Origin of the sequence: Paenibacillus aurantiacus, from assembly GCF_042431225.1 — a bacterium.
Lineage (GTDB): Bacteria > Bacillota > Bacilli > Paenibacillales > Paenibacillaceae > Paenibacillus_Z > Paenibacillus_Z aurantiacus.
In genome coordinates, this window is sequence record NZ_JBHMDO010000017.1 from 353,764 (window position 1) to 377,672 (window position 23,909).

General features: G+C 53.9%; 25 protein-coding genes. 11 read left to right on the forward strand and 14 right to left on the reverse strand.

Features of this window, described 5'->3' with window-relative positions; translation table 11 throughout:
• Nucleotides 1-12 precede the first annotated feature (12 nt).
• On the reverse strand, nt 13-648 hold the full coding sequence (locus tag ACFFSY_RS10315; protein ID WP_377493452.1) for a zinc dependent phospholipase C family protein: 636 nt from the start codon (nt 646-648) through the stop codon (nt 13-15).
• Nucleotides 649-905: 257 nt separating this feature from the next.
• Between ACFFSY_RS10315 and ACFFSY_RS10320 the strand changes: the two genes are divergently transcribed.
• On the forward strand, nt 906-1,682 hold the full coding sequence (locus ACFFSY_RS10320) for a DeoR/GlpR family DNA-binding transcription regulator (protein ID WP_377493454.1): 777 nt from the start codon (nt 906-908) through the stop codon (nt 1,680-1,682).
• Between the two features lie 121 nt (nt 1,683-1,803).
• On the opposite strand, the gene ACFFSY_RS10325 is transcribed toward ACFFSY_RS10320, so the two are convergent.
• Both ACFFSY_RS10325 and ACFFSY_RS10330 read right to left on the reverse strand, forming a co-directional pair.
• Nucleotides 1,804-2,319 carry a P-loop nucleotide/nucleoside kinase family protein gene (locus ACFFSY_RS10325; protein ID WP_377493456.1) on the reverse strand — a complete coding sequence of 172 codons (516 nt, stop codon included), beginning with the start codon at nt 2,317-2,319 and terminating at the stop codon, nt 1,804-1,806.
• Between the two features lie 52 nt (nt 2,320-2,371).
• Nucleotides 2,372-2,731 (reverse strand): hypothetical protein, encoded by a 360-nt coding sequence (locus ACFFSY_RS10330; RefSeq protein WP_377493458.1) that lies wholly within the window; start codon nt 2,729-2,731, stop codon nt 2,372-2,374.
• A gap of 76 nt (nt 2,732-2,807) precedes the next feature.
• Here ACFFSY_RS10330 and ACFFSY_RS10335 point away from each other — a divergent pair, with 76 nt between their 5' ends.
• Nucleotides 2,808-2,924: a polysaccharide deacetylase family protein gene (locus ACFFSY_RS10335; protein ID WP_377493460.1), complete on the forward strand. Its 117-nt coding sequence runs from the start codon at nt 2,808-2,810 to the stop codon at nt 2,922-2,924.
• A 14-nt stretch (nt 2,925-2,938) separates the two neighbouring features.
• Here ACFFSY_RS10335 and ACFFSY_RS10340 read toward each other — a convergent pair whose 3' ends face one another.
• The 4 genes from ACFFSY_RS10340 to ACFFSY_RS10355 form a co-directional block, all read right to left on the reverse strand.
• Complete coding sequence (locus tag ACFFSY_RS10340; RefSeq protein WP_377493463.1) at nt 2,939-3,685, reverse strand: SDR family NAD(P)-dependent oxidoreductase; 747 nt, start codon at nt 3,683-3,685, stop codon at nt 2,939-2,941.
• A gap of 68 nt (nt 3,686-3,753) precedes the next feature.
• On the reverse strand, nt 3,754-4,416 hold the full coding sequence (locus ACFFSY_RS10345; RefSeq protein WP_377493465.1) for a TetR/AcrR family transcriptional regulator: 663 nt from the start codon (nt 4,414-4,416) through the stop codon (nt 3,754-3,756).
• A 135-nt stretch (nt 4,417-4,551) separates the two neighbouring features.
• Nucleotides 4,552-5,199 carry a hypothetical protein gene (locus ACFFSY_RS10350; RefSeq protein WP_377493467.1) on the reverse strand — a complete coding sequence of 216 codons (648 nt, stop codon included), beginning with the start codon at nt 5,197-5,199 and terminating at the stop codon, nt 4,552-4,554.
• A gap of 190 nt (nt 5,200-5,389) precedes the next feature.
• A complete protein-coding gene (locus ACFFSY_RS10355; protein WP_377493469.1) occupies nt 5,390-5,860 on the reverse strand; it encodes a DinB family protein in 471 nt (156 codons plus the stop codon).
• Between the two features lie 687 nt (nt 5,861-6,547).
• Here ACFFSY_RS10355 and ACFFSY_RS10360 point away from each other — a divergent pair.
• The gene (locus ACFFSY_RS10360) at nt 6,548-7,231 is read left to right on the forward strand and encodes a hypothetical protein (RefSeq protein ID WP_377493471.1); all 684 of its coding nucleotides are present in this window, start codon (nt 6,548-6,550) and stop codon (nt 7,229-7,231) included.
• An 81-nt stretch (nt 7,232-7,312) separates the two neighbouring features.
• Here the strand turns inward: ACFFSY_RS10360 and ACFFSY_RS10365 are convergent, their stop codons facing one another.
• The 3 genes from ACFFSY_RS10365 to ACFFSY_RS10375 all read right to left on the reverse strand — a co-directional run bounded on the left by ACFFSY_RS10365 (nt 7,313) and on the right by ACFFSY_RS10375 (nt 8,655).
• Nucleotides 7,313-7,534, reverse strand: coding sequence for a helix-turn-helix domain-containing protein (locus ACFFSY_RS10365; protein WP_377493473.1), 222 nt, complete (start codon nt 7,532-7,534; stop codon nt 7,313-7,315).
• A 9-nt stretch (nt 7,535-7,543) separates the two neighbouring features.
• The gene (locus tag ACFFSY_RS10370; RefSeq protein WP_377493475.1) at nt 7,544-8,026 is read right to left on the reverse strand and encodes a DUF2975 domain-containing protein; all 483 of its coding nucleotides are present in this window, start codon (nt 8,024-8,026) and stop codon (nt 7,544-7,546) included.
• 305 nt (nt 8,027-8,331) lie between these two features.
• Nucleotides 8,332-8,655 (reverse strand): cupin domain-containing protein, encoded by a 324-nt coding sequence (locus ACFFSY_RS10375; protein WP_377493477.1) that lies wholly within the window; start codon nt 8,653-8,655, stop codon nt 8,332-8,334.
• Nucleotides 8,656-8,864: 209 nt separating this feature from the next.
• Between ACFFSY_RS10375 and ACFFSY_RS10380 the strand changes: the two genes are divergently transcribed.
• The 6 genes from ACFFSY_RS10380 (at nt 8,865) to ACFFSY_RS10405 (ending at nt 15,586) form a co-directional block, all read left to right on the forward strand.
• The gene (locus tag ACFFSY_RS10380; RefSeq protein WP_377493479.1) at nt 8,865-9,374 is read left to right on the forward strand and encodes a TRAP transporter small permease; all 510 of its coding nucleotides are present in this window, start codon (nt 8,865-8,867) and stop codon (nt 9,372-9,374) included.
• The gene (locus ACFFSY_RS10385; RefSeq protein WP_377493481.1) at nt 9,371-10,666 is read left to right on the forward strand and encodes a TRAP transporter large permease; all 1,296 of its coding nucleotides are present in this window, start codon (nt 9,371-9,373) and stop codon (nt 10,664-10,666) included. The genes ACFFSY_RS10380 and ACFFSY_RS10385 overlap by 4 nt, the downstream gene beginning before the upstream one ends.
• A 109-nt stretch (nt 10,667-10,775) precedes the next feature.
• Nucleotides 10,776-11,816 (forward strand): TRAP transporter substrate-binding protein, encoded by a 1,041-nt coding sequence (locus ACFFSY_RS10390; protein ID WP_377493483.1) that lies wholly within the window; start codon nt 10,776-10,778, stop codon nt 11,814-11,816.
• 459 nt (nt 11,817-12,275) lie between these two features.
• Nucleotides 12,276-14,108 (forward strand): sensor histidine kinase, encoded by a 1,833-nt coding sequence (locus ACFFSY_RS10395; RefSeq protein ID WP_377493485.1) that lies wholly within the window; start codon nt 12,276-12,278, stop codon nt 14,106-14,108.
• A gap of 21 nt (nt 14,109-14,129) precedes the next feature.
• Nucleotides 14,130-14,873: a response regulator transcription factor gene (locus tag ACFFSY_RS10400; RefSeq protein ID WP_377493487.1), complete on the forward strand. Its 744-nt coding sequence runs from the start codon at nt 14,130-14,132 to the stop codon at nt 14,871-14,873.
• Nucleotides 14,874-15,070: 197 nt separating this feature from the next.
• Nucleotides 15,071-15,586 (forward strand): hypothetical protein, encoded by a 516-nt coding sequence (locus ACFFSY_RS10405; RefSeq protein WP_377493489.1) that lies wholly within the window; start codon nt 15,071-15,073, stop codon nt 15,584-15,586.
• On the opposite strand, the gene ACFFSY_RS10410 is transcribed toward ACFFSY_RS10405, so the two are convergent.
• Nucleotides 15,581-16,219 carry a phospholipase D-like domain-containing protein gene (locus tag ACFFSY_RS10410; RefSeq protein ID WP_377493491.1) on the reverse strand — a complete coding sequence of 213 codons (639 nt, stop codon included), beginning with the start codon at nt 16,217-16,219 and terminating at the stop codon, nt 15,581-15,583. The genes ACFFSY_RS10405 and ACFFSY_RS10410 overlap by 6 nt on opposite strands.
• 539 nt (nt 16,220-16,758) lie before the next feature.
• Nucleotides 16,759-17,091 carry a hypothetical protein gene (locus ACFFSY_RS10415; protein ID WP_377493493.1) on the reverse strand — a complete coding sequence of 111 codons (333 nt, stop codon included), beginning with the start codon at nt 17,089-17,091 and terminating at the stop codon, nt 16,759-16,761.
• Nucleotides 17,092-17,191: 100 nt separating this feature from the next.
• Between ACFFSY_RS10415 and ACFFSY_RS10420 the strand changes: the two genes are divergently transcribed.
• Nucleotides 17,192-17,620, forward strand: a complete 429-nt coding sequence (locus ACFFSY_RS10420; RefSeq protein ID WP_377493495.1) for a hypothetical protein — start codon at nt 17,192-17,194, stop codon at nt 17,618-17,620.
• Nucleotides 17,621-17,709: 89 nt separating this feature from the next.
• Here ACFFSY_RS10420 and ACFFSY_RS10425 read toward each other — a convergent pair whose 3' ends face one another.
• Nucleotides 17,710-19,335, reverse strand: a complete 1,626-nt coding sequence (locus ACFFSY_RS10425; protein WP_377493497.1) for an extracellular solute-binding protein — start codon at nt 19,333-19,335, stop codon at nt 17,710-17,712.
• Complete coding sequence (locus tag ACFFSY_RS10430; RefSeq protein ID WP_377493499.1) at nt 19,332-21,713, reverse strand: AraC family transcriptional regulator; 2,382 nt, start codon at nt 21,711-21,713, stop codon at nt 19,332-19,334. Before ACFFSY_RS10430 ends, ACFFSY_RS10425 begins: the two co-directional genes overlap by 4 nt.
• Nucleotides 21,714-22,320: 607 nt before the next feature.
• Here ACFFSY_RS10430 and ACFFSY_RS10435 point away from each other — a divergent pair.
• A complete protein-coding gene (locus ACFFSY_RS10435) occupies nt 22,321-23,667 on the forward strand; it encodes a jacalin-like lectin (RefSeq protein WP_377493501.1) in 1,347 nt (448 codons plus the stop codon).
• Nucleotides 23,668-23,909 lie beyond the last annotated feature (242 nt).

The window sequence follows — 23,909 nt, forward strand, 5'->3', positions numbered from 1 at the left end:
CACCTCACCCTTTCATAGCTGCAGCCCCCACTGTTGATAGAGCTCGCGCAGTTCCATCGCTGTCTTCGAAACAAAATGCCGGATCACGTCCTCTCTTAAGTACGCGGGCATGATCCGGGGTTCATTGTCCTTCATGCGAAGCCAAGCCAGCTTGATATCCCGGTATTGGCTGACTTCGGCGTCGGCGAGCAGCGGTTCGATCGCGTAGGCATCGGCCGGTTGCAGCTGGTCAAGCATCGCTTCGGCCTCCACCAAACTCCGCAAGAGATCAAATTCCACCTGCTCCGACTCGGTATTATAGGTCCTCCGGATATTCTCGCGATCGCCTTCATAGGCCCTCTCGAAATCCGCGTAGACCGTCTCCGTCCAACGGATGTCCGCATAGATATGCGCGAAATAGCCGAGTATGTACGCTTGCCAATCGGCATCATCGTTCTGGCTCGAATAATGCAAGCATGCTGCCCTCAGCATTTCAAGACTCGGGAATTGACCCTCCGCGACAAAATGAGTGATGCCTTTCTCTGCCCTAGTCACCTGTCCTCTAACATGGACGGCATCGGGGGCAATGCTTCCGATCAAGAATGCAGGCGTCGGTTGGCGCGAACAAAGCGCCGATGCGATCGCGAAATGAACCATGGGGTAAGGCATCGTGACGAACCTCCGTAAAGTAGATTTCCTAATTCCTCCAACACCCTATCTGACGACGTCGCGGGCAAATAGTTGCATCCCTTGATTCACGAAACGTGGTCATTCCGATTCCTGACCAATACTGCGAATGATGTCACTTGCCCTAAAACATGAATAAAACCGAAATGTCATGAATCAAAAACAATTGACAACCAGAATAAACATGAATAAACTGGATTCGTAATGGTGGTTACAATTTCCAGTCGGAGGCGATTTGCATGTTTTCGGATGAACGGCGCGACAAAATTTTGGAGCTTCTGCACACGAACGGGCGCGTTCTTGCCAAGGATTTGGCCGACCTGTTCGAGTTATCCATCGATTCCATTCGGCGCGACCTGACCTTGATGGAGGAGAAGGGGCTGCTCAAACGCACGCATGGCGGAGCCATCCCCAGCTTAAAGGTCCGCACCGCGCCTCTACCGCCCGATGTGCGTTACCGTGACGGGGCCCCGCATCAAGATGCGATTGCGAGGAAGGCCGCTTCCTTCATTAAGGAGCAGGACACGGTCTTCATCGGCAGCGCGGGCATTCACTTCGGGATGCTGAAGTTCCTGCCGAACGTACCCTTCACAGTCGTCACGAACTCCATCCAGGTCGCCGATACGTTAAAAGATCGCGAAGCTATCGACGTCTACCTGCTTGGGGGCAAAGTGAAACGCTCAGGCAGCATAACGGATGCGCTGGCCAATGAATTCCTGCGGCAATTCACCTTGGATATTTGCTTCGTGACAGGCGGGGGCATCTCCAAGAACGGGATCAGCACGTCGACCCCCGAAGTGGCCACGCTCGGCAGAGTGGCGGCCGAAATTTCCAGGCGGCAGATTTGTCTGGCTCCTCATGAGAAGCTGGGCGTCGACTTCTTCGTTAAGGGAGGACCCATTACCGGCATTGATCTGCTGATCACGGACGAGGAAGCGAGTATCGAAGCGATTGAGGCCATCGAAAGCAAAGGCGTCACCGTCTGCATTGCGCGAACAATCGAGGATTCGCCATGAATGCGGAGAACGCCAAAAAGGAATAGATCACATCCATTGGCCCGGATGATCTATCCCCCTCTGCTCGGGAGCTGCGGAAGCAGCTCCTTTGCTTATTATAACGGACGGTCCTATGCGTTCACTAGTCGTCGACGACGTCCCCTGCTCGCGCCAACTTCTCCCGCAGCGCCATCAAGCTCTCCTCCAAGGATTGATGCGCGGTATCGATGACGATGCGCTCCCGGTCCCACGCTTCGTAATGCCACGTATTGACCGCTTCCCACGTCGGTGGCGTAAAACCGGGAATATCGATAACGCGCGTATCGATGCGATGCCGATGTTCGCGTTCGTCGGAGCACACCACTTCGATCTCAACGAACGGCAGATCGAGCGCCTCCGCCACGTCGCGCCAAGCTTGGCGCGTAATTGGGATCGGATTGACCGTGTCCGCGATGACGTCGAGCCCTAACTTCAGATTCTGCTTTGCGATCTCGTAACAGACGATGTACCCCTCAGGGCCATCAACCCAATTCCCGGCAATTCGCATCGCATGCTCCACGACGTCGACGCGGAGATATGCTGCACGTATTTCACGGGCCAAAGCGGCTGATAAGGTAGACTTGCCCGCGCCGGGCAGTCCGCTGAAGATATAGAGCATTGCGCTTGCCTCCTTTATGATTAGACTACCCTAGCTACATCGACCATGTCCCCTAGTCCATGAGGGAAAAGCTAGCAAGCAACAGCACCGGAAGGCTTGCTGCCATTCCCACGGCAACAACAATAAAGGTATTGAATACGGACCAGACTAGCCGCGAGATGGTTCTGCTTCTGTCCCGATTATAAAACCATGCGAATGTATAGGTCAGCGCAAGATAACCGACCACGATTGCAACCCCTATCAGTTTCGAAGTCTGACTTGGCCCTATATACTCTTCTCTAAAGCGATGCTGGTATTCAAAACCGAATATCGCAAGGTAAGAAAAGCTTAGAACGATAAACGTAATGACGGAAGAAGGTAATAGCAGTAGATATTTTACTTTGGATTGTTTAAGAACGGCTAATGGTTTCATTCTACGACTCACCTTCATGCATTTTTTTCCATTCTAGCACAAATTCAATCCCTGTACGGCTCATCTCTTCCGGCGCTTGCATTATCATTCTGATAAAGAGACAGAAGCTGGTCATGAGATCGGGAATCATACGTATTCGCACGACCGCATGATTTTCAAATCCCCCTCACTCGTGGATCCCTCTTGGGGTTAATTAGTGCAATTCTACTACATGGCTGTATACCCTCCATCAACCATTAAACTCGATCCCGTTATAAACGACGCATCGTCGCTGGCTAGAAATAAGACCGCCTTTGCCACCTCGACTGGAGTCCCCAGTCTCCCAATAGGATGAAGACTAATCAAATACTGTTTTGCCGGTTCAGGTAAATGATCGATCAGCGGGGTTTCAATATAACCGGGACAGACCGCATTAATGCGAATCCCTCTGGAGGCATACGCGACCGCCGAAGATTGCGTGAATAATTTAACCCCGCCTTTGGCCGCAGCGTATGCAGCAACCCTGGCTTTACCGACGAAACTATGGACCGAACCGCAATTTACGATGGCACCGCCGTTGTTCTGAGCTAGCATTTGTCGGATGGCATGTTTGTTACTTAGGAACACGCCCGTTAAGTTAATATCTATCGTACGCTGCCATTCCTCATAGTCAATTTGATCTGCCGTTCCATCGCTTGCGATGCCGGCGTTCGCGAACAAGATATCCAAACGACCATATTTCGCGACCGTATCCTTTACCATCTTTATCACTTCGTCTTCCTTCGTAATATTGACTTGAAGAAAAGACGCCTCTAACCCTGCCGCTCGATAGTCATCAGCCAGCCTTTGTCCATCCTCGGCTATATCCGCCAGCACGACGCTTGCGCCTTCCTCCGCGAATAAGCGGGCCGTCATGGCGCCGATGCCGCTTGCGCCTCCTGTGACGATCACGACTTTTTGGTTAAATCTTTGCATTAGAATCCCTCCTCTTCAATTTAAACAACTAGTTAGTTTTAATTAATTATTGTAAAACCTCTCTGCATCTACAGCAGAGAAGGCTCCATGACGCCATATATAACTAGCTTTACAATCTGTTCCACAAATTGTTGCGAGTCCATTCCCGCCTTGAGACGATCATTCGTAATACCCTCGAGCCGCTTAAACGATTGGAGAAAAGGGATGACGCTGTTCATGAAGAGAATGGGAATCATAATGGGCTCGATGTCTTGACGAATGATCTTATTCTTCTTGGCTTCATGCGCCAGTTCATAGAACGGAGTGAATTCATCCATGGCATAGGAGATCTGTTTCCACGTCTTCCATTCCTCCGCCGCTTCCCACGCGAATATTTTGACGTAATTGGGATTCTCGTTCATGAACCGATAAGACGTTTTGAGCACGGCTTCCAAGAATCGCTTGAATTTCTCCGGACTGCGGGTCACCTCCGCATCAGCTAACATCTCAGCAACCACGGCGTTAAAGGCTTCATTCCCTAATTGGTCTGCTCGCTGGATGACTGCTACATAAAGACCCAGCTTATCTTGGTAATATTGATAAATGAGGCTTTTGTTATAACCCGAAGCGCTGGCAATCGCATCGATTCGCGCAGCCGAATAACCATGTTCCGCGAACAATTGCTCGGCGGCTGCCAGAATCGCCGACTTTGCGCGGGCAGCATCGTAGGGTCTCTTTGATCGTTCCGTCATTGTCTTCTAACCCCTAGATTTAATTTAACTAACTAGTTAGATTTTATTTTGATTGGATTTTTATGTCAATACCTCTCGCGTATCCTGCCTCAGTAAAGAACAAAGACAGCCGTTAATCGGCTGCCTATTTGCGGATTAAAGCCTTATTTGAGCAGAGAGTTTCTTTCCTAGTTCATTGACGTTTGTAAAAAGGTATGGCCAGCTTGAGTATCGATGGTCACTAACAGACTTAAAGCGTGCCGTATCCGTTGTATCCACGACACGCACTTGTTTCTTGAAACTTCGGAAACCCTGGGCGTAACACCACACGCTTAATGGTTCTTGTCGGCCGTTGGGATAAGTGAACTGCATGACCGGCGCACTTGAGAAGATATCCGCAGTCGGGGGTTCCGAATCATAATATTCAAGCGCAACCACCGCGTTTTTGCCGTATTCCGGATCCTTCTCATCCGTCTCGATCACTACCGCCGCTCCATATTTCGTATCGCTTAGCTGCAAGGCCAAACAGTCCCCGTTTTGAAACAAGGCTTTGCGGAGGACGAGCTTCGGGATTTTCTTCACCTTCGGGTTCGGCTGTCGACATTGATGCAGGAACGTCCGGAGCGCCTGTTTACGCTTTAGCAGCGCTTTCTCCGATTCGTCCTTCCAACCGTCCAAACCGTTCTCCTGTTCCAAATCCTGCTCGATCTGCGCGATAATCGATTCATCGACTTTGCCGTAACTCCACTGCGCCTTCGCGATGCCCAGCCAAACGAGCGGCCCCTCGTCCTCGTCTTCCAACACGTCCTGAAAATTCTCCAAGCAAATGCGCGTCGCTTCGGCGAGATCTTGCGTGTATTTCAAGATATGCTGGAAGGTTCCAATCACATCAAGCACAACGTCGTCTTGCGCTATGCCTTCTCCCCAAGTGCCCATGAATGTACATCCTCTCAGGTTGCCGATGTTTGTTTGCCCCATGCAGTGGTGCCATCGGTTACAACAAGCCTCGGCGAATGAAATTAGCCGTCACGGGGACTTTGCCGACTTCCCGCGACCATACCGACAATTGGCCGATATGGTGGATTTCATGTGCGATGACATGCCGCATGATTTCTCCGTATTTGAAGTTAACGGACTCCCCGTTCGGCGTTAATTCCGATAACATCTTCAATTCCATTTCATCGGTCCACGACATGACAAAAGGACGAACTTCCTCATGAAACCTAGCGGATAAATCCATCACTTTCTGCAGGCTGGCATAGGATTCGAACGGCTCCGTGAACTCGGGCTTCCCTTGCAAAGCAGATATCCAGCTGAATTCCACATCCGCAATATGAAACAAGGTGTGCAAAATGCCTCCGACCCCGCCTAGCCGCTTCTTTAGCAGTTCTTCTTCGGTAACGTCTTGACACCAAGCGAACCAGTCTTGTCGAACTTGCCAGTTATACTCGAATAATTTCAACATCTGTTGCGCCTCCTCATTGATCCTGAATATAAAAAAAGACCACGGGCGATCAGCCCATGGCCAGAAGGGAGCGGACACGCGCACGGCGTATCCTAGACGCACATCTGCTCCGTAAGGGGGGCTAGCTGCAACACAACATCTATGCGAATGCTATTCAAAGCTCCCACCTCCTCTACTGATGCCATAATGTTACGTGACGACTTAAGGTGCGTCAACCTCTTTGCCCGTCGGGGAAACTGGCCTTGCTGCGTATCAGTTCCTAGTTCTAATCACGATATCGGGGATCGCATATTCCTTTTGCGGGACGCGTATCCCTTTCTCAATGGTCGCGTAATACCCGCTATTCTGCGGAACGCTGATGAAAAACTCATAGGTTTCATCCAATTGAATGTGGCTGACCATATACTCGCCGGACGAATCCGTCTTAGTTCCTCCGTGGTAGGTGACATACGATTCATTATAGAACGGGGATGTTGGATCGCTCTTAAAAGGATATACTCGCTCTTCCTTTGCATTGCGATACGTAATCAAGGCGCCTTGAATCGGCTCTCCGCGCTCGTTGACGATTCTCCCGCTCACGAATGCCGTTACATTGCGGGCTGTTATCGCGGGAAGCTTCATCTTCGATGAATTAGGAAATACTATAAGTTGGAATAAAGCCTAAGGAAGCCAAGGAGACCACACGTTATGCTTACGATCATCAGAAAACCAAGCGCTTGGCTGATCGCGGCCTTTACGATCCTATCCCTCTTTCTCTGGCACGGCAACAGGCAGAAGCAAGAGGCGCTGAAGGTGTACAAGCAGCAGTACCAAGCCAAGGTTGACGACGCTTTCGTAACGCTCTTCAACAAGACGCCGAGCTACCTTCCGCTTGCGGACGCCTTTGAGACGATCGGACAAGCGCCGGATACCGCCAAGCCGGACGTCGTGCAGCAATCGATTGACGCGGCCAAACGGTTAGGCGAGGAGTTGACCGATCAGACGGTCGACTTGATTCGCTTCAGTGGTATATTCGACAATAACACTGCCGAAGCGTCGGTCGAAGACTTCATAGGTTCCGATGCGCAGCAGCAGGACGCGCTTTTCCTGTTAGCGATTCGTTGCGATATCCATAGGATCGCGTACAATATTAGCGCCCTATACTGGAAGGCCCGCCCCAAAGTTATACCGAAAGACACGAAGACGATGCTGCTTGCGCTGGCCAAGGAAATCCGAGCCATGGATGACGCGATGACCCGCTTGATGCCGGCTGCCGAACGAGCGGCTCATGGCGCGGCCAGCGTCACGGAGCTAAAAAAGCAATTCCGTGCGGAACTCGAACCTCGCTTGAATAAGATAGAGGCAATTCAGCGCAGCGCGAACTTCCCCTAAACGCGAAAACGGGAGCCGGCCGTCTAGGCCAGCTGCCGAATCGTTAACGCCGAAGCCGGATTCCATTCCTCCTACTTGCCGTTACTCCCCGCCATCCCCGTCGCTTCGGTATTCCAATAGATCCCCCGGTTGGCAATCGAGCGCCTTGCAGATCGCCTCGAGCGTGGACAACCGAACCGCCTTCGCCTTGCCGTTCTTCAAGATCGACAGGTTCGCCATCGTGATGCCGACGCGGTCCGCCAGCTCGGTTACGCTCATTTTCCGCTTCGCCAACATTACGTCAATATTGATAATGATCGCCATGTTCTCACCTCAGACCGTCAAATCGTTCTCGGATTTAATCGCTATCGCTTCTTGCAGGAGCCGCTGGAGCACGGCGGCGAACACGGCAATGACCACAGAGGCGAAGATCAATATCATGCCGATGAGGATGACCCCCGGAGCATCGTCCCGCTCCGCGATGAGATAGAAGAGCGGCAGGCCGACCACGTAGATGCCGCTGATCGCAAGCGCGCAGTTGCGAATGTGCTTGAGCGCCTGCACGGACAAGTCCGAGAACGCTTGGCTCGCGTCGATGTAGGCCAACAGCTTGAACGCTTGATACAGCGCAATGTAGAACGGAACTGCCGCCCCGTAGAACATCAGATACACGAGATACTCCAAATACGCATGATCCGGATACAGCTCGACGATAAAACCCGCAATCTTCGGCACCAGGAAGATGCATAAGGCCAGCACCGGAATGCCAATGAGAATGACGGCCGCCTTCAAAAAGAGCGTTGTTCCTCGTTTCATGAAAAGCCCCTCGCTTTGATTTTAGTTAAGTTGACTTTATCATACGTTTTATCGTTTTACAATAAAAAGTTACCGATGATAAATATATGATTGTTGTTATAGTGATCTCCTATTCAATGACGGGATATGTTGCGGATTGGGTCTTTCTTTAGCGGTGACTGCACAAAAAAAACGCCCTCGCCGGTGCGAGAGCGCCTTGCCTAAAGTATGCCGCAGGTTGCCATTCATCGCCTGAAGAACCATGCTCGCTCGGAATGCCCGCCGAGACGGCCTTGCCAACCCTAAGCGCCGAATCGCCGTGTCTCTCAAGCTCGTCCCAACAAATCCAGCCGCAGCGGCGTGAACGTATCGAGCAGCTTGCTCGCCACGAGCGCCCGGCAGCCGTGCTTCGCCCCGCCCGGAATGAAGATCGTCTCGCCCTGCGAGATGACCGTCTTCTCCCCGTCCACGACGAACTCGATCCGCCCCTCCAAGCAGTAGGAGAACTGCTCATGCGGGTGGCTGTGCTGGTACCCTTCCGCTCCCTCCTCGAAGTGGACCTCCATCATCATGATCGTCTCGCCCGGATTGAAAATTTTGCGTTTCACGCCCGGCTCGGCAGGCTCCCATACATTCAAATCCTTCCCCATCTCCCTCGTCCTCCCCTTCGTGTAATCTGCGAGATTATCATACCGTTCGCTCTCGTCTGGCACCAGATACCTGTAACAGATCCTAAAAAAGTTACAAAAAGACCTAAAACCGGCCGCATTATCAAAACCGGCGTCCTCCCGTACACTTAGTTCATGTAAGCACTTACATTTGACAAAAGCAAATTGCTATCGGCAAAGGGGGCATCCGGTTGAAAAAGACCATAAAACGAATAGCGCTGGCGATCGATTCGTTCTTCGAACATTTCGCGTTAATCGCCATCGTTGCTATGGTGGTCATCGTGACGATTCAAGTCATCACCCGCAAGCTGTTCAGCTTCGTCTTCTTCTGGTCGGAGGAGGTGACGCTGCTGCTCATGGTCTGGTTCTCCTTCATGGGCATCGCGATCGGATTCCGGGAGAAGCTTCACTTAGCGATGGACAGCTTCACCAATCTGCTGCCGAAGAAGGTCAATTGGGTCATCGACAAGGTGATCTTGATCGTGGTGTTCGGCTTCGGCCTGTATCTGGTGAAGAACGGCTGGGATTTCACCGTGCTCATGAACGAGTCCACCCTCGCCGCGACGAAGCTGCCGAACAGCGTCATGTATGTCGTCATGCCGATCACCGGCGTCATGATCTGCGTCTACACCCTGCTCCAGCTGATCGGCATCGAGACGATCCGCCATGAGAACATCGACGAGGAGGTGCCGAAGACATGAACACGATCGCGCTCATCATTCTGGCCAGCACGTTCATCGTCCTGCTGCTGCTGCGGTTCCCGATCTCGATTACGCTCGCCGGGTCGGCGCTCGTCACGATGATCTACCTCGATCTGCCGTGGGTCGTCGTCGGACAGCGGATGATTCAAGGCATCAACTCGTTCTCGCTGCTGGCGATTCCGTTCTTCATCCTTGCCGGACAGATCATGAGCGCGGGCGGCATGGCGATCCGGCTGGTCAACTTCGCCCAGCTGTTCGTCGGGGCGGTGCGCGGCGGGCTCGCGCTCGTCAACTGCGTCGCCTGCATGTTCTTCGGCAACATCTCCGGTTCGGCCGCGGCCGACGTGTCGTCCATCGGCTCCGTGCTCATCCCGGCGATGAAGAAGAAAGGCTACGACGCGGATTATGCGGTCGCGGTTACGACGTCCGCCTCGATTCAAGGCGTTATTTTCCCGCCGAGCCACAATCTGGTATTGTTCTCGGTCGCGGCCGGAGGCGTATCCGTCTCCAACCTGTTCTTAGGCGGCATCGTACCGGGCCTGCTGCTCATGTTCACCCTCATGATCATCTCGTATTCGATCGCGGTGAAGCGGAACTATCCGAAGGGCGAGCCGATCAAATGGTCGCAGGTACCCAAGATCATCGGCGACGGCTTCCTCTCGCTCATGACCGGCGTCATCATTCTCGGCGGTATCTTGAGCGGATGGTTCACGGCGACGGAAGCGGGCGCGATCGCCTGCGTGTACGCCTTCATCCTGACGTTCTTCGTGTATCGCGACGTCCCGCTCCGCCATATCGGCATCGTGCTGAAGCGGACGTTCCGCACCGTCGCCATGGTGTTGTTCCTGATCGCCGCCTCCGACGCGTTCGGCTGGATTCTCGCCTACTTGAAGGTGCCGGTGCTGCTGACCGACATGTTCCTGAGCGTCTCGGATAACCCGTCCGTCATTCTGCTCATGATCAACATCCTGCTGCTCCTGATCGGGTTCCCGATGGACATGGCCCCGATGATTCTGATCATGACGCCGATTCTGCTGCCGGTCGCCACGACGCTCGGGATCGATCCGATCCACTTCGGCATCATCATGATCCTCAACTGCGGCATCGGACTCATTACCCCGCCGGTCGGCACCGTCTTATTCATCGGCTGCGCGCTCGGCAAAGTACCGGTCAGTCAAGCGACCAAAGCGTCCTGGCCTTTCTTCTTCGCCATGTGCGTCGCCTTGCTGCTCGTCACGTATATCCCGGAAATTTCGTTATGGCTGCCGCATCTGATCAACGGCGCGCCGTAACGCAAACCGAAACTGTTCTCCCGATATGTATCCGCTTTTAACTATATTGGTCCCGAACACAGGAAGATGGACGATGAACGACGAACGATAACTGAGGAGATGATGAACGATGAAGATGAAACGGTTCACTGGGGTTCTTACGGCGGTACTCGTATCCGGCGCGATGCTCGCTGGCTGCAGCGGCGGGAATAACGCGAACGCCCCTGCTAATGAAGGCGCATCCTCCGGGGGAGACGGGGAGAAGCAGCCGACGTACACGTTCCGGCTTGCCGAATCGCATCCGGCTGATTATCCGACGACGCTGGCCGACAAGAAATTCGCCGATCTCGTCAGCGAGAAGTCGGGTGGTCGGATCAAGATCGAGGTGTTCCCTTCCGCCCAGCTTGGCGAGGAGAAAGCGGTCATCGAGCAGGTGCAGCTTGGCGCGATCGAATTCACCCGCGTCAGCACCGGCCCGCTGGCGGAGTTCAACAAGGCGTTCGGCGTGTTCAGCCTGCCGTATATTTTCGAGAACGAGGATCATGAATGGAAATTCCTGAACGGCCCCGAAGCGCAGAAAATGCTGGAGGACCTCAGCTCGTCGAAATTCATGGGGCTCGCCTATTACGACTCCGGCGCCCGCAGCTTCTATACCCGCAAGCCGGTGACCAAGATTGAGGACTTGAAGGGGCAGAAAATCCGCGTCATCCAGAACAAGGTCAACATCGACCTGATGGACGCGCTTGGCGCCAGCGCCACCCCGATGCCGTACGGCGACGTGTTCAACGCGCTGCAGACCGGCGTCATCGACGGGGCGGAGAACAACTGGCCAAGCTACTATACCTCCAAGCACTACGAGCAGGCGAAGCATATTATCGTCGACGGCCACCAGCGCGTGCCGGAAGTGCTCATGGCCAGCCAAGTGACTTGGGATAAGCTGTCCGATGCCGATAAGAAGATCATCAAGGAAGCGGCAACCGAGTCCATCACCTACCAGCGCGAGCAGTGGAAGCAGTTCGAGAAGGAATCCGAGGACAAGGTCCGGGCGGCAGGCGTCACCGTCACGGAGGTCACCGACCTGAAGCCTTGGCAGGATGCCGTCAAGCCGATGATCGAGGAATACCGCGCGGATTACAAGGACGTCTTGGCAGCGATTGAAGGCGCGAAGTAGGTTGTAACGAGATTGGACCCGGTGACGTGCGACGGAGCATCGCGCATCTCGGTCGCACAGTGTGCGGGGAGTCATACGGCGCGGGAATCGGGTTTGCACTCACTCAAGTTCGGCTAATATCGCAATTGCGTCGGGGAGGCATGGAGCCTCCCTCTTTCCATTCGTGCCGCCCGCCGCAAGATGCGTGAACATGCGGCGTCCGCTTTTTCCACCACGGTCCGTTGCGGGAATTCCCGTCGACCATGCATAATGAAGGGGGAATCATAGTTCAAAAAGTCGACGATTCAGCACCGAGAAGGTGGCGTGAAGGCGAAGAAGGAGGCGCGGAGTTTAGGCCAACCTAAATGAGCACCGGACTTCAAGCCTGAACGCCAGATTCGATGTCGAGTTCCGCCTTGAGCTGCTTCGTGATCAATTGGCGACTTTTTGAACGACCTCTAAAAGGAGTGAGCTGCCCGCATGGTCTGGAATAGAGCCCGCCATTGGTTCATGCACACGGTGTTCCTGCGCGATCATTCGCTCGGCGCGAGGCTGCTCGTCTTCTCCGCCGTGCTCGTCATTATCCCGATGCTCATCGTCGGCCTCATCTCGTATCAGCGCTCGTCCGGCGTCCTGCAGCACGAAACGCGGCAGTACAGCTGGCAGATCATCGAGCAGGTCAAATCCCACGTGGAGCACTACGTCCGGGATATCGAGATCATCGCGCTGAAGACGATCAACCACCCGGACATGGGCAAGCTGCTGAAGATGAACAGTCTCGAGGAAATCGAGCAGTCTCGGATTCGCCAGCCGATCATGCAGCTGCTGCGGGATTCCGGCTATTCGCGGTCGGATATCTCCAACATCAGCTTATTCCTAAGCAACATCCTCATCCTCGATCTGCGGGGAGACGATAGCATTGAGCCGCTGGCGCCGCTCATGGACGAATATTGGTACCAGCTTGCGCCCGCCAACGGGGAGCCGATGCTCGTCAGCCGCGTCATCAAGTGGAAGGACCGCGAGGAGCCGGTCATCTCCATCGTGAAGCGGCTAGTCAGCCCCAACACGCTCGAGCCGATCGGGATGCTCGTCATCGACGTGAATTACAAGCGCTTTCAAGAAATCGCCGACCTCGTCACGATCGGCAAGACCGGCTACATGTTCATCCTGGATTCGCAGAGCCATTACGTGTATCACCCCGATCTGACGCAGCTCGGAAGCCGGGCTCAGCTGGATGGACTGGACCAGATTCAAACGATGGAGAGCGGCTCGATTCTGTCTTCGGACGGGAAGCAGAACTTTCTCACCTTCAGCCATTCGTCCTTCCTCGGTTGGACGCTCGTCACCGCAGTGCCTTACCGGGAGCTGACGTCGGGCATCGGGTATATCGGCCGGACGATCCTGTGGACGGTCATCATCACGCTTGGCGTCGCCTACTGCCTCGGGATCGGACTCGCGTCCAGCATTATCAAGCCCGTCCGTCAGCTGCAGCGGCTCATGAAGCGCGTGGAGCTCGGGGATTTCGAGAGTAAGGCGCACGTCACTTCCCGAGATGAGCTCGGCTTGCTCACCCACGGCTTCAATAAGATGGTCGGGAATTTGAAGGAGCTGCTGGAGCAGATTTATTTCTCCAAGCTGAAGGAGACGGAGATGACCTTGCAGCAGAAGGAGATGGAGCTGAAGATGCTGATCGCCCAGATCAACCCTCATTTCCTGTACAACTCGCTGGAGACGATCCGCGGCATGGCGCTCGAGCAGGACATGGACGACATCGCCGACGTCGCCTCCGCGCTCTCCCGGCTTCTGCGCTACAATTTGCGCCATCCGTCGCCTTACGTGACCTTGCAGCAGGAATTAGATATTTGCGAGATGTATCTGCGCATTATGAAATACAGGTTCGAGGATCGGCTTGCCTACGAATTCCACGTGCCGGAGCTGCTTCGCGAGCAGCCCTTCGCCAAATTCTCGCTCCAGCCGCTGGTCGAGAATTGCATCGTGCACGGGTTCGAAGCCGGCGGCGGCACGAGCCGCATTCGCATTACAGCCCGCGCGGAGCTGGACGGAACATGGACGATTGCCATTGAGGATTCGGGCGTAGGCATACCGACGGATCGGCTGGCGTATCTCCAACAAAGCTTGCTGGAGGCAGGCGCGACGCATGACGGCAGCCACATCGGGCTTGCGAATGTGCATCGGCGCATCGTGCATTTGTTCGGGGAAGCGTACGGTCTTACGATCGACAGCGCATGGGGCAAAGGGACGCGGGTGACGATGCGTCTGCCTTGCGGCCATGCCGAGCATCGGGCGGGTTAATACGACGGAGGAGGCAGCGTTATGCCAAGCATCGTGCTGGTGGATGATGAGCGTTGGGTGAGGACCGCTTTGCGCAAGGTGATCGAGCGCAGCGAATCGCCTTATCAGGTCGTGAAGGAATGCGCGAACGGACAGGAAGCGCTGGACTGGCTGGACTACCATGAGGCGGACATCGTCATGACGGACGTGAAAATGCCGGTGATGGACGGCTTGACGCTCGTGCAGCTGCTGCGCGAACGCCCGAAACCGCCCGAAGTCGTCATGATCAGCGGGTACGACGATTTTCAGTTCGTCCAATTCGCGCTGCGGGCGCAGGTCGTGGACTATCTGCTCAAGCCGGTCGAGGTCGACGACATGCGCAAGTGCTTGGAGACGATCCGTACGCGCCAATCGGCAGGCGGCACAACTGACGCGCCCACACCGGTCACGGCGGGGAATGAACGGGAAGAATCGCCGATCAAGCTAGCGGTCCGGTATATCCAGGAGGCGCTGCCCGGCGACGTGACGCTGCAGGAGGTCGCGGCCAAGGTGCACCTCAACCCCTCCTACTTGAGTCAGCTGTTCAAGCAGCAGATGAAGATGAACTTCATCGACTACGTCCTCGAGCAGCGGATGGAGCGCGCCAAGCAGCTGCTATGCCGAACGACGCTGCGGATCTCCGAGATCGCCGAGCGCGTCGGCTACTCGGATCTGGCGTACTTCAGCAACACGTACAAGCGGATCACGGGGATGACACCGACGGAGTATCGGAAGGGGCGGGTGTAGGAAATCGTCGATAGTATAATTAATAGGAGCCGCTATCTTTCCGAAGGCGGCTCCTATTTTTTGTATTACTCCTGCTTGGTGGCGATACACTGAAAACGATTATAAAGTATCATCCATATAATAAATATTGAGACCACGTCCTAATTGTATGTGTCGTGGACATAGAATAGAAAAACATAACTAAAGGGGTGGGGACAATGCATTCCCGCTATAAAGATCTGGTTTTTTGTTGCATGGTTTTAATTGCACTGGCATTGGGTTTTATCGGTAACAGACACTTTCATCCATTGGATACAAATTTCTCGACTTTAGCTACTGATGCAGCCCAAGGAGCGGCGTCCTTATTTGTCTCACCACTTAAAGATATGGTTGAAGAAACCCCTGATTTAAGTGAAGGATACCATTCATTATATTCTACAGGTCAAAACTTCTGGCTTCCCGGACTTATGTACACTTTGGCTTTTTTCCTTTGTGCTGGAGCGTTTTTATTTTTTTATAAATTTAACAACTGGGATGAAATTTTAGGTTTAGAAAAAATATTACGTATTTTGTTACTTCTAGTACCTGCGTTCATGGGAATAGTTTTTGGCATTGGTGGAATCAAGTATCTAGTATATGGATTGTTTCATTCTATTGTTTTTATTGCTGTCTTTGGTTTCCTTGTGATGATAATATTAGGCGTGTTTAAAGACGACTCTGCAAGACGTTCATGATACATGACTCAATGATTCATAATTAATGGGTCTAAAATTTGCGTTATCATTCCACATTTTATTGAATTGTTCAGTCCATCTATTTGCAATTTCACTATCCTCTAATATTACTATAACTTCATCATGATTTTTTTTGGCGGCACCGGTGTAATTGTATGAACCCGTTACAACCTTTTTGTGGTCAGTGATTAAAACTTTTAAATGCATATATCCATTATGCTTATTAATTTTAATTGGTACGCCGGCAGCCGAAAGTTCTTGAAGTATGGGAAGCTGTCCCTTTGCACTACTTGTTTGTTTTTTATCAGTGATTAAACGCACCTTGACTCCCCGCTTAGTAGCTTGAATTATCCTTGTCAAGATTTCATGATCAGTAAAAGTGTACATGGCAATATCCAGGTTGCGCTCGGAATTATCAATGATGTCACTTAATTTATGTATTGGGGGACATATCGTTTTTGTTAAAGCAAAAGATATCTTATCGCTTGTAAGAAGAGAGTTAACACTCGAGCCTTCTTTTTCATTGCTATGTTCGATATCTTCAATAGTATGAATGTTTCTTTTCTTTATAAGCACATAACCTACAAGTGATATACTAGCTACTCCAGCTATTACTAAGGTAATTGGCTCCACAATACCCCCTCCTTTGATGTTAGATGATATGCCGAGTCCATTGTCCAATATTTCATGGTTTAATTAGTCGCCCTGATTTAAACAAAATCCTACCTAAGTATGATCAATTCTGGGCATTCTACGAACATCGCGAGGAAGTCTAATTCATGACGGACTCGAATCCTACGACCTACATACGGGCAAATGGATCGCTGACGAGGAGGAATGGTCCGTCGAATAGACGACTGAAGACAGCACAAAGAACCGACTGCGGATTATCACCATCATCGGTTCTTTTTCACATATTTAATTTTCGTACTCCATCGGGTCATGCAAGAACTGCTGTGCCGTTCGCTCACCTTTGCCCCGCGGCCGCAGAAGCATCTCCCTCGGGGATGACGTCGTCGGCGTGCAGAGCTCGGTTATTCCGGTGTAACGAACGCTAATAGTGCACCAACGATTGAATGCCTCCGCGGAACGACTCCAACGCTTTGACCATGGAAGTCTCCTGTTGAACGGTCAAGGAAGTCTGCGGTTGGTCGATCTTTTGCAGCGCAATGCTATAACGTTGCTCGCAGCTCTTCGAGCTTGCTCATCGCAGACTGGTCATTCATGAGCGCCATATGACTGTAACGTTCGGTTATGCCTCGAAAATCTTCAACAACGTATGTTGCCAGCTGCACTTCCCCCGCCTGCAGCTGGCCATCGGCGACAAGCCGCTTTAACCGCGCTACGGATAAGGCGGCTTGTTTATCGATTTGAGCCAGTTCATATTGTTGAGCGCTGGTTATTTCCTCGGTCAGCTTATTGGCAGTTCGTCCTTGGAGTATAAAATAATAGCACAGCGATAGTCCCCCGCCAGCTAGGAGCAGAATGAACAAGAATTTTCGCATTTGATACAAACACCTTTATTATTGAACCGCAACCTTCAGGATGAGAGCACCGTCAAGTTAGTAATCACCGAAAGAACCGCTCATCGAAAGGAGCACGGTCATGAAGACGATTAAAATTTTGCTCATTGCGGCAGCTGCTATCGGGCTTGTAGGCTGCAGCAATGAAAATAACCGATCTGTCGTCCCCAATGTCGGAAATGTGAATAAGAATGCTGAATCCTTTGCTAAAGATTTGCCGCCGAATACAGAAACGAAAAGCTATGGGTATATTGCGCTGCTGGAGCAAACGACATCGGACAACAGGGTGCTTCTGATTCGAGATTTGGGCAGCCTAGATTTAGCCTCAGCAACCAGAGAAGATGTTCTTTCTCAGTCAAAAGGAAATAAAGAGGCCGCGTGGTATGTGCTTGAGAAGGATGCAATCGCCTTACTGAAAGTAGGGATGGCCGTGGAAATCACTTCCGAGAATATGCAATTGGATATGAATCCGCCTGTACGTTACGGTTCGGCGGTAAAAATACTCGATTAGCCACAGCCAATCATAAGCAGCATACGATCATGAACGAAGTGGCCCTGGCGCTGAAGTCAATCAGAGCCAAGGCCGCCACTCGGCGAAAATCATGGTTTCCATTGCCCGCCATACCACGCATTCGCATCCGCCAGCACTTGCTTACCGCCCGCCGCCATGAACGACGCCACGAACGCGTCGAATTCCCCGACCGACCGGTCGCCTGTAATGATCGCGATATACGCCTTGTTGCGAAGCTTGATGAGCTCGGGGCTGTATTGGATCAACGACGGGAAAGGCACCTTGAGCGCGTTATAGATGCCGTGCCGGTCGAGCCCGAGCGTGGCCGCCCACTGCTCCCTCCTGCCCGTCGGCGCGCTAGGCTCCATCATCCCGATATTAGCGCCGATCTGGTTCGTATAGTTCGGCTGCTCATCGTACGGCGGCAGCACGACGACATCGTCCTTCGACGCGCCCGGCCACGTCCAATGCTTGCCCTTCACCCCGTATTTCATCGTCATGCTCTCCTCCAGATTCGGATTGGCGCTGACGTAGTCGAGGATCTCGAGGATTTTGGCCAGCTTGCCCGGCTCCTTCGCCGCATTGGCGCCGATCGCGGTGTAGCTCATGAGCAGATCATAGGCTTTGGAGCCGCTTTGGCCGGTTGGTCCGGTGACGGGTGGGCCGAAAACGATACGAGCGCGGCTGTTCTTGTTCGTCAGCTCGAGCGCATTAAACGCCGCTTCCACCGGCACCTCCTCGCCCTGCGCGTTGAATGTCTTGTAGTCCCCATTCTGAATCCAGTGATAATAGTTACCCATCGAGGTCATGCCGATCCGGCCGTTGATAAAGGCATGCGATAGATGCTTGTAGCCGCCCTTGTTCTCGCCGGTGACGAACTCGGGGTCGATGATGCCGTCCTTGTACCATTTCTGCAAATACCGAAGCGCTTCCTTCATCTCCGGCTCCAGCGCGCCGATGACGAGCCGACCCGCCTTGTCCGCAAAATACAGCTGCTCGGTGAACACCATTTGGCCGAACGCGCCGAATACGACGTTCATCCCCTCGCTTGACAACCCGTACGTATCGTCCTTGCCGTTGCCATCCGGATCGCGCTTGGTGAAGGCGTACATGACCTGCTCGAATTCGGCCAGCGTGGTCGGGACGGGAAGTCCGAGCGCCTGCAGCCAGTCCTCCCGATAGACGACCGGCACCCGGAACTTGTTCGTCGCATTGACGACCGGGATGCCGTACTGCTTGCCGTCCAGCTGACCGTAGGCGAGATAGCCGGGGGCGTTCTGTTGAAGCAGGCGGGTCAGGTTCGGCGCATAATGCTCCAGCACCCCCTCCGGAATGTCGGCGAGCACCTGCTGCTCCTGATACTTCAGCAAATCCTGCGGCTGCCGAATGCGGAACAGGTCCGGGATCTCGCCCTGCGCCAACTTCAGATCAAGCAGCGCCTCGTAATTCGCGTTCTCGAGGTTCCATACGTCCAGATCGACGTTGAACTTGTCCTCCAGATAGCGGATCATCTCCGCATCCTCCGGCACCGCCTCGTTCAGGTGCATCGTCCACGAGATTTTGTACCGCTTCGCTTGCGCGTCGTCTTGGGCCCCCGTCTTACTTGTGGCAGCCGCGCCGCTGCCCGCCTCCAATCCGCAGCCGTTCAGGACGAGGAGCACCGTCATTAGCAGCAGCGTGAATGGACGATGACCGTACCGTTGTCTTGTCCTCATAATCGCATGACCTCTCCCGAAGCCTGTAGAGGCTCCTCCTGCTTCAGCAGGCTGCGAACGTAATTTTTCGGCGTGGCCCCGTACGTTTCCTTGAACTTCTTGATGAAATAAGCCGGCGTACCGTAGCCGACAGCCGCCGCCATCTGTTCCACGGTCAGATTGTTCGTCCGCACCAGTTCGAGGGCGCGCTCCATCCGCTTGCGGGTCACGTAATCCGTATAGCCGACGCCGGTCTCTTCCTTGAAAATTTTGCTCAAGTACTTCGGGCTTAAATAGACGTGAGCGGCCACCGCATCTAGCGACAGATCCTCTGCCAAATGCGCGCTAATATACGACTGAACTGCTTCGACGCTATCCGTCGCCCGCTCGTCGCTGCGCCTCTCCATCAACTCGAAGCACGCCGCGATCGACTGCACGAGCCATGCCCGGAAGCGATCGATGTCGTAAATGTCCTGATACTGCTTATACAGATCGATCTTGAATTGGCCGGACTGCTTGAACCTCACGTTCTTCAGAAAGTCCGAGTACAGCGATATCAGCTTCATAAGCACGAACCTGCCGTACTCTGCCGGATACGGCCCTTCCTTCAGTTCCCGCAGCAGCTGGTCGGTCGCCGCAGTCACCCCATCGAGACTTCGGGCTTGGAGCTTCTCCGTCCACTTCGGCAGCACGGATGGCGGCAGCTCCAGCTGGCTCTGCTCCCGGTTCAACAGGTGGTACTGCTTCAAGATTGGCGATTCGGGATAGAAAAAGCCGTATTGGATCAGCGTCTGCGCGGCCGCGAAGCTGCGATGCACGTCGAGACGTTCCTGCACCCAGAGACCGTAAGCGATACGAATGTCCAGCGCGAACTCCGTCCTCACCTCGGCGAGCACCAGATCGGCGATGGCGTCTAGCACGGCGTCTTGTTGTCGGTTCGCGCCAACGATGACGGCGATTCGGCGATCCGGCAGCTCCTCCGCGATGATATGCGCGCCCTCGAGGACGGTCGCTTCCAGCTCATTAATCAGCTTGTAAATTACATATTGGCTCGTCTTGGGACCGAGCGCCTTGAACCCTTGGTTGACCGGATCGATGACCAGACAGCAGTAGCCGGCGAAGTCCAGCGGGAGGTCCAATAGCGCCAGCTGCTCGTCCAGCTCTTCGGCGCCGTAGCGGTTGTGCAGCATATTGAGCACGACGTTGTGTTTGATGACCGGTTTATTCGCCTGCAGCGTCTCCTCCAGGCTGTTCACTTTGCTCGACAGCTGATGGATGGCGGTATCGATCAGCTTGAATTCGTTATGCTTGCCCTCGGCGGGATGATCGAACAAGCCTTTGATCCGGCCGACCAATCGCTTGATTGGCTGGTAGCTGACCGCCGTGAAAATCCCCGACAGCACCAGTCCAACCACGACGGCCAGTCCGCAGATGGCGAGCATGATTTGCTGAAGCAGGATCGATTTCTGGTAGAAATGCCGCTCCGGAATGACGTTATAGAGACGCCATCCATTCGAAGCGAGCTTGTTGTCCGATACGACGTAGCGGCCACCGTCCACTTCCGTGCTGAAGCTTTGCGCTTCCGCCTCGGAGGCGACGAGGTTGTCGATAAAAGGCGCTTGCGCGGGACGAACGCCTAGCAGCGTTTTGTCGGCAGCGGAAAGCACGACGCCATTCGAGTCGATGAGGTACGTATTCGGATAGTCGGCAGGCATCATTTGGCCAATGATCGCGCTCACGGCGGCTTCCTTCATGTCGATGCCGATGAGGATATCGCTGTCTTTTCCAGGCGCATTGAACGGATAGCTGCGGGCATACGTCATGAGCGGCAGCATCGCGTTGCTGCCGGATACGCTCGCGTAGATGTCCTTCGGCACCAGACGCGGCACAGTCCACAAGGAGGTTTGTTTGCTATGGCGCATGTCGTCGATCCAGTCCATCGCGCGCGGGGACGCCTCATCCTTTGCACGTGTCTCATATTGCAGCCCATATAAGGAAGAGATCATGACGCCCGAGTTCGGATAGAACAAATGAATGGCGTGCACGAGATCCGCATGTTGAATAACCTCGCGTTTGAGCAGGTTTTGAATATCGACAATAGAGCTGCGCGCTCCCTCGAACGCATTGCGCGTGTATAGCTCGACCTCGCCCTTACGCTCTAAGGTGAGGTCTAGATAGATTTGATTGACCCGCTCGACCACGTCGGATTCGAGGCGCTGCGAAGCCTTGTCCAGCACCATCGCATTGTTGGCTCGAATCTCTTCCTCGTAGTTCGGGGGCACGACCAGATAGAGAATGGAACAGAGCAGGAGCACGATGACGACCACGATCGTCACATAAGATATGGCCAAATTAGCCAGCACCGGCTTCGAACTTCTCATTGCCCGTAACGCGTTCATCGCTAGTTCCCCTCCTTCCAATTCCCGATTATACAGCAAAGCTCGCACCTGTTTAGCCGATTAACGATAACTTAACATGTCGGTCTCAGGTGTTGGGGAAAGTGAGTTTGTCGATGTAAGCGCATGCAAAATTGAGGGTGCCCCCTCGCCCCTTCCCCCTCCGCCGAGGGGAACCAGAGGACTTCGCCCTCTGGACTCCCTTTTTCGTGCTGGCACGTTTGTTCGCGGTCGGTGGGTTGCTTCGAGCTGGGCACGCTTTTGTCCTCACGGACAAAGCTTCAGTGGGTTTTGAAGTCTATCCTAAGTCATAAGCCTGTCAACTATAGGCCATGGGTGGCTTTATCGGAAGCTTTTCCTTAACCCGGAAACATTATCCTCTACCGTGGAGGCAAACCAATCGCTTCGCCGAATACTGCGTTCTAGTTCACCGAACGCAAACCAATTGGCGTGTAGCCAAATGCTGCCTCCCGTCACCTGGAGGCAAACCAATTGGCTTACTCAGTACCATTTTCGTATCATCCGGAAATCGTTCTATAGAGCCGCCGCGGCTCGGATGGTAGGCTGAGGTCGTAGTCCAAATCGGCATGAAGAAGGGTGATGGAAGAGAATGCGAAAAGGTAGTAAAGCGCTGAATTTGATGCTGGCGTGTACGTTAATGGTGCCGCTGGGCGTGACCAGCCTCGTCGGATCGGCGAGCGCGGCGACGGGCAATTTCGATGTGTTGTCGTACAACATCGGCGGCTTGCCGGATATCCTCTCGAGCAGCGCGGACCCGGAAGCCTACACGCCGCAGATCGGCGCGAAGCTCGCGCCCTACGAGCTGGTGAACGTGCAGGAGGATTTCAATTACCACGCATCGTTGTACGCGAATGACAGTCATCCTTACCGCACGCCGACTTCCGGCGGCGCTGGCATCGGCAGCGGCCTGAACACGTTGTCCAGCTACCCGATTGCCGATCTGCAGCGGGTGATCTGGAACAAGCGGTATGGCCTCTTCGACAACGGTTCGGACGTGCTGACCCCGAAGGGCTTCACCTACTCGCAGATCGAAGTCGCCGACGGCGCGTATATCGACATCTACAATCTTCATGCCGATGCGAACACGGATACGAAGTCGAACGAAGCCAGACGGGATAATCTGTCCCAGCTGGCCGCCTACATTGAGGCGAACTCGCAGGGCCACGCCGTCATCGTGCTCGGCGACACGAACTGCCGGTACACGCGAGCAGAGGACAATTTGAAATCGCTGTTCGTCGATCGACTTGGGATGAAGGACGCCTGGATCGAGAAGATTCGCGGCGGCAGCTACCCGGCGATGGGTTCGGCAGCCCTGCTCGGGACGCCGGGCGCGACCAGCGCGGACAACGAGGTGGTGGACAAAATTTTCTATCGCAGCGGCGCGGCCGTCACGCTGTCGGCGAATACGTACAAGGTGGAGAATACGTATTTCACCGATTCGGCCGGCAATCAGTTGTCTGACCATTTCGCCATCACGACCAACTTCTCCTTCTCGACGAGCGCAACCGTCGCATATAGCGATCTCGTTGGCGGCGATGGCGGAACGGCGTTTAATTTCCTGGGAAATGCCGCTCCATCCTCAAGCACACCGACCTCCGTTACGCTGCGAGGAGCAAGCCGACTGGACGCGGTATCGATGACGTATGCGAACGGGACGACGCTGACCAAAGGTGGGACAGGCCGAACCGCGGCGACGCTGACGCTCAATAGCGGGGAATATTTCACGAGTGCCCTCCTGTGCCACAACACGTACAACGGCAGTGTTCGCGTATTCTACGTGGAGCTGACGACGAATCAGGGGCGCAAAGTTGCCACCGGCACGAAGAGCGGTACCGCCACGACACTAACCGCGCCAACCGGCAAATCCATCGCAGGCTTCTTCGGCCGCGCGGGCGACAACATCGACAAGCTAGGAGTCATTTACCGCTCCTTGTAAATGTCGACATTTGATCACGAAGCAGGCATGGGGTAACTCAGCATCGAATCTGGCATGCAGACTTGAAGTGCGGTGTTCGTTTAGGTCTGCCTAAACGCCACTCTTCCTTCTTCTCCTGCTCGCCACCTACTCGGTGCCGATAGGTCGACTTTTTTGAATGCGTACGTTGAACTGTATTTCTATCAAGGCGAAACGGCTGTCGCCGTCTTTGAGGCGCAACGCGTTACGTTCCGGAGAAATAC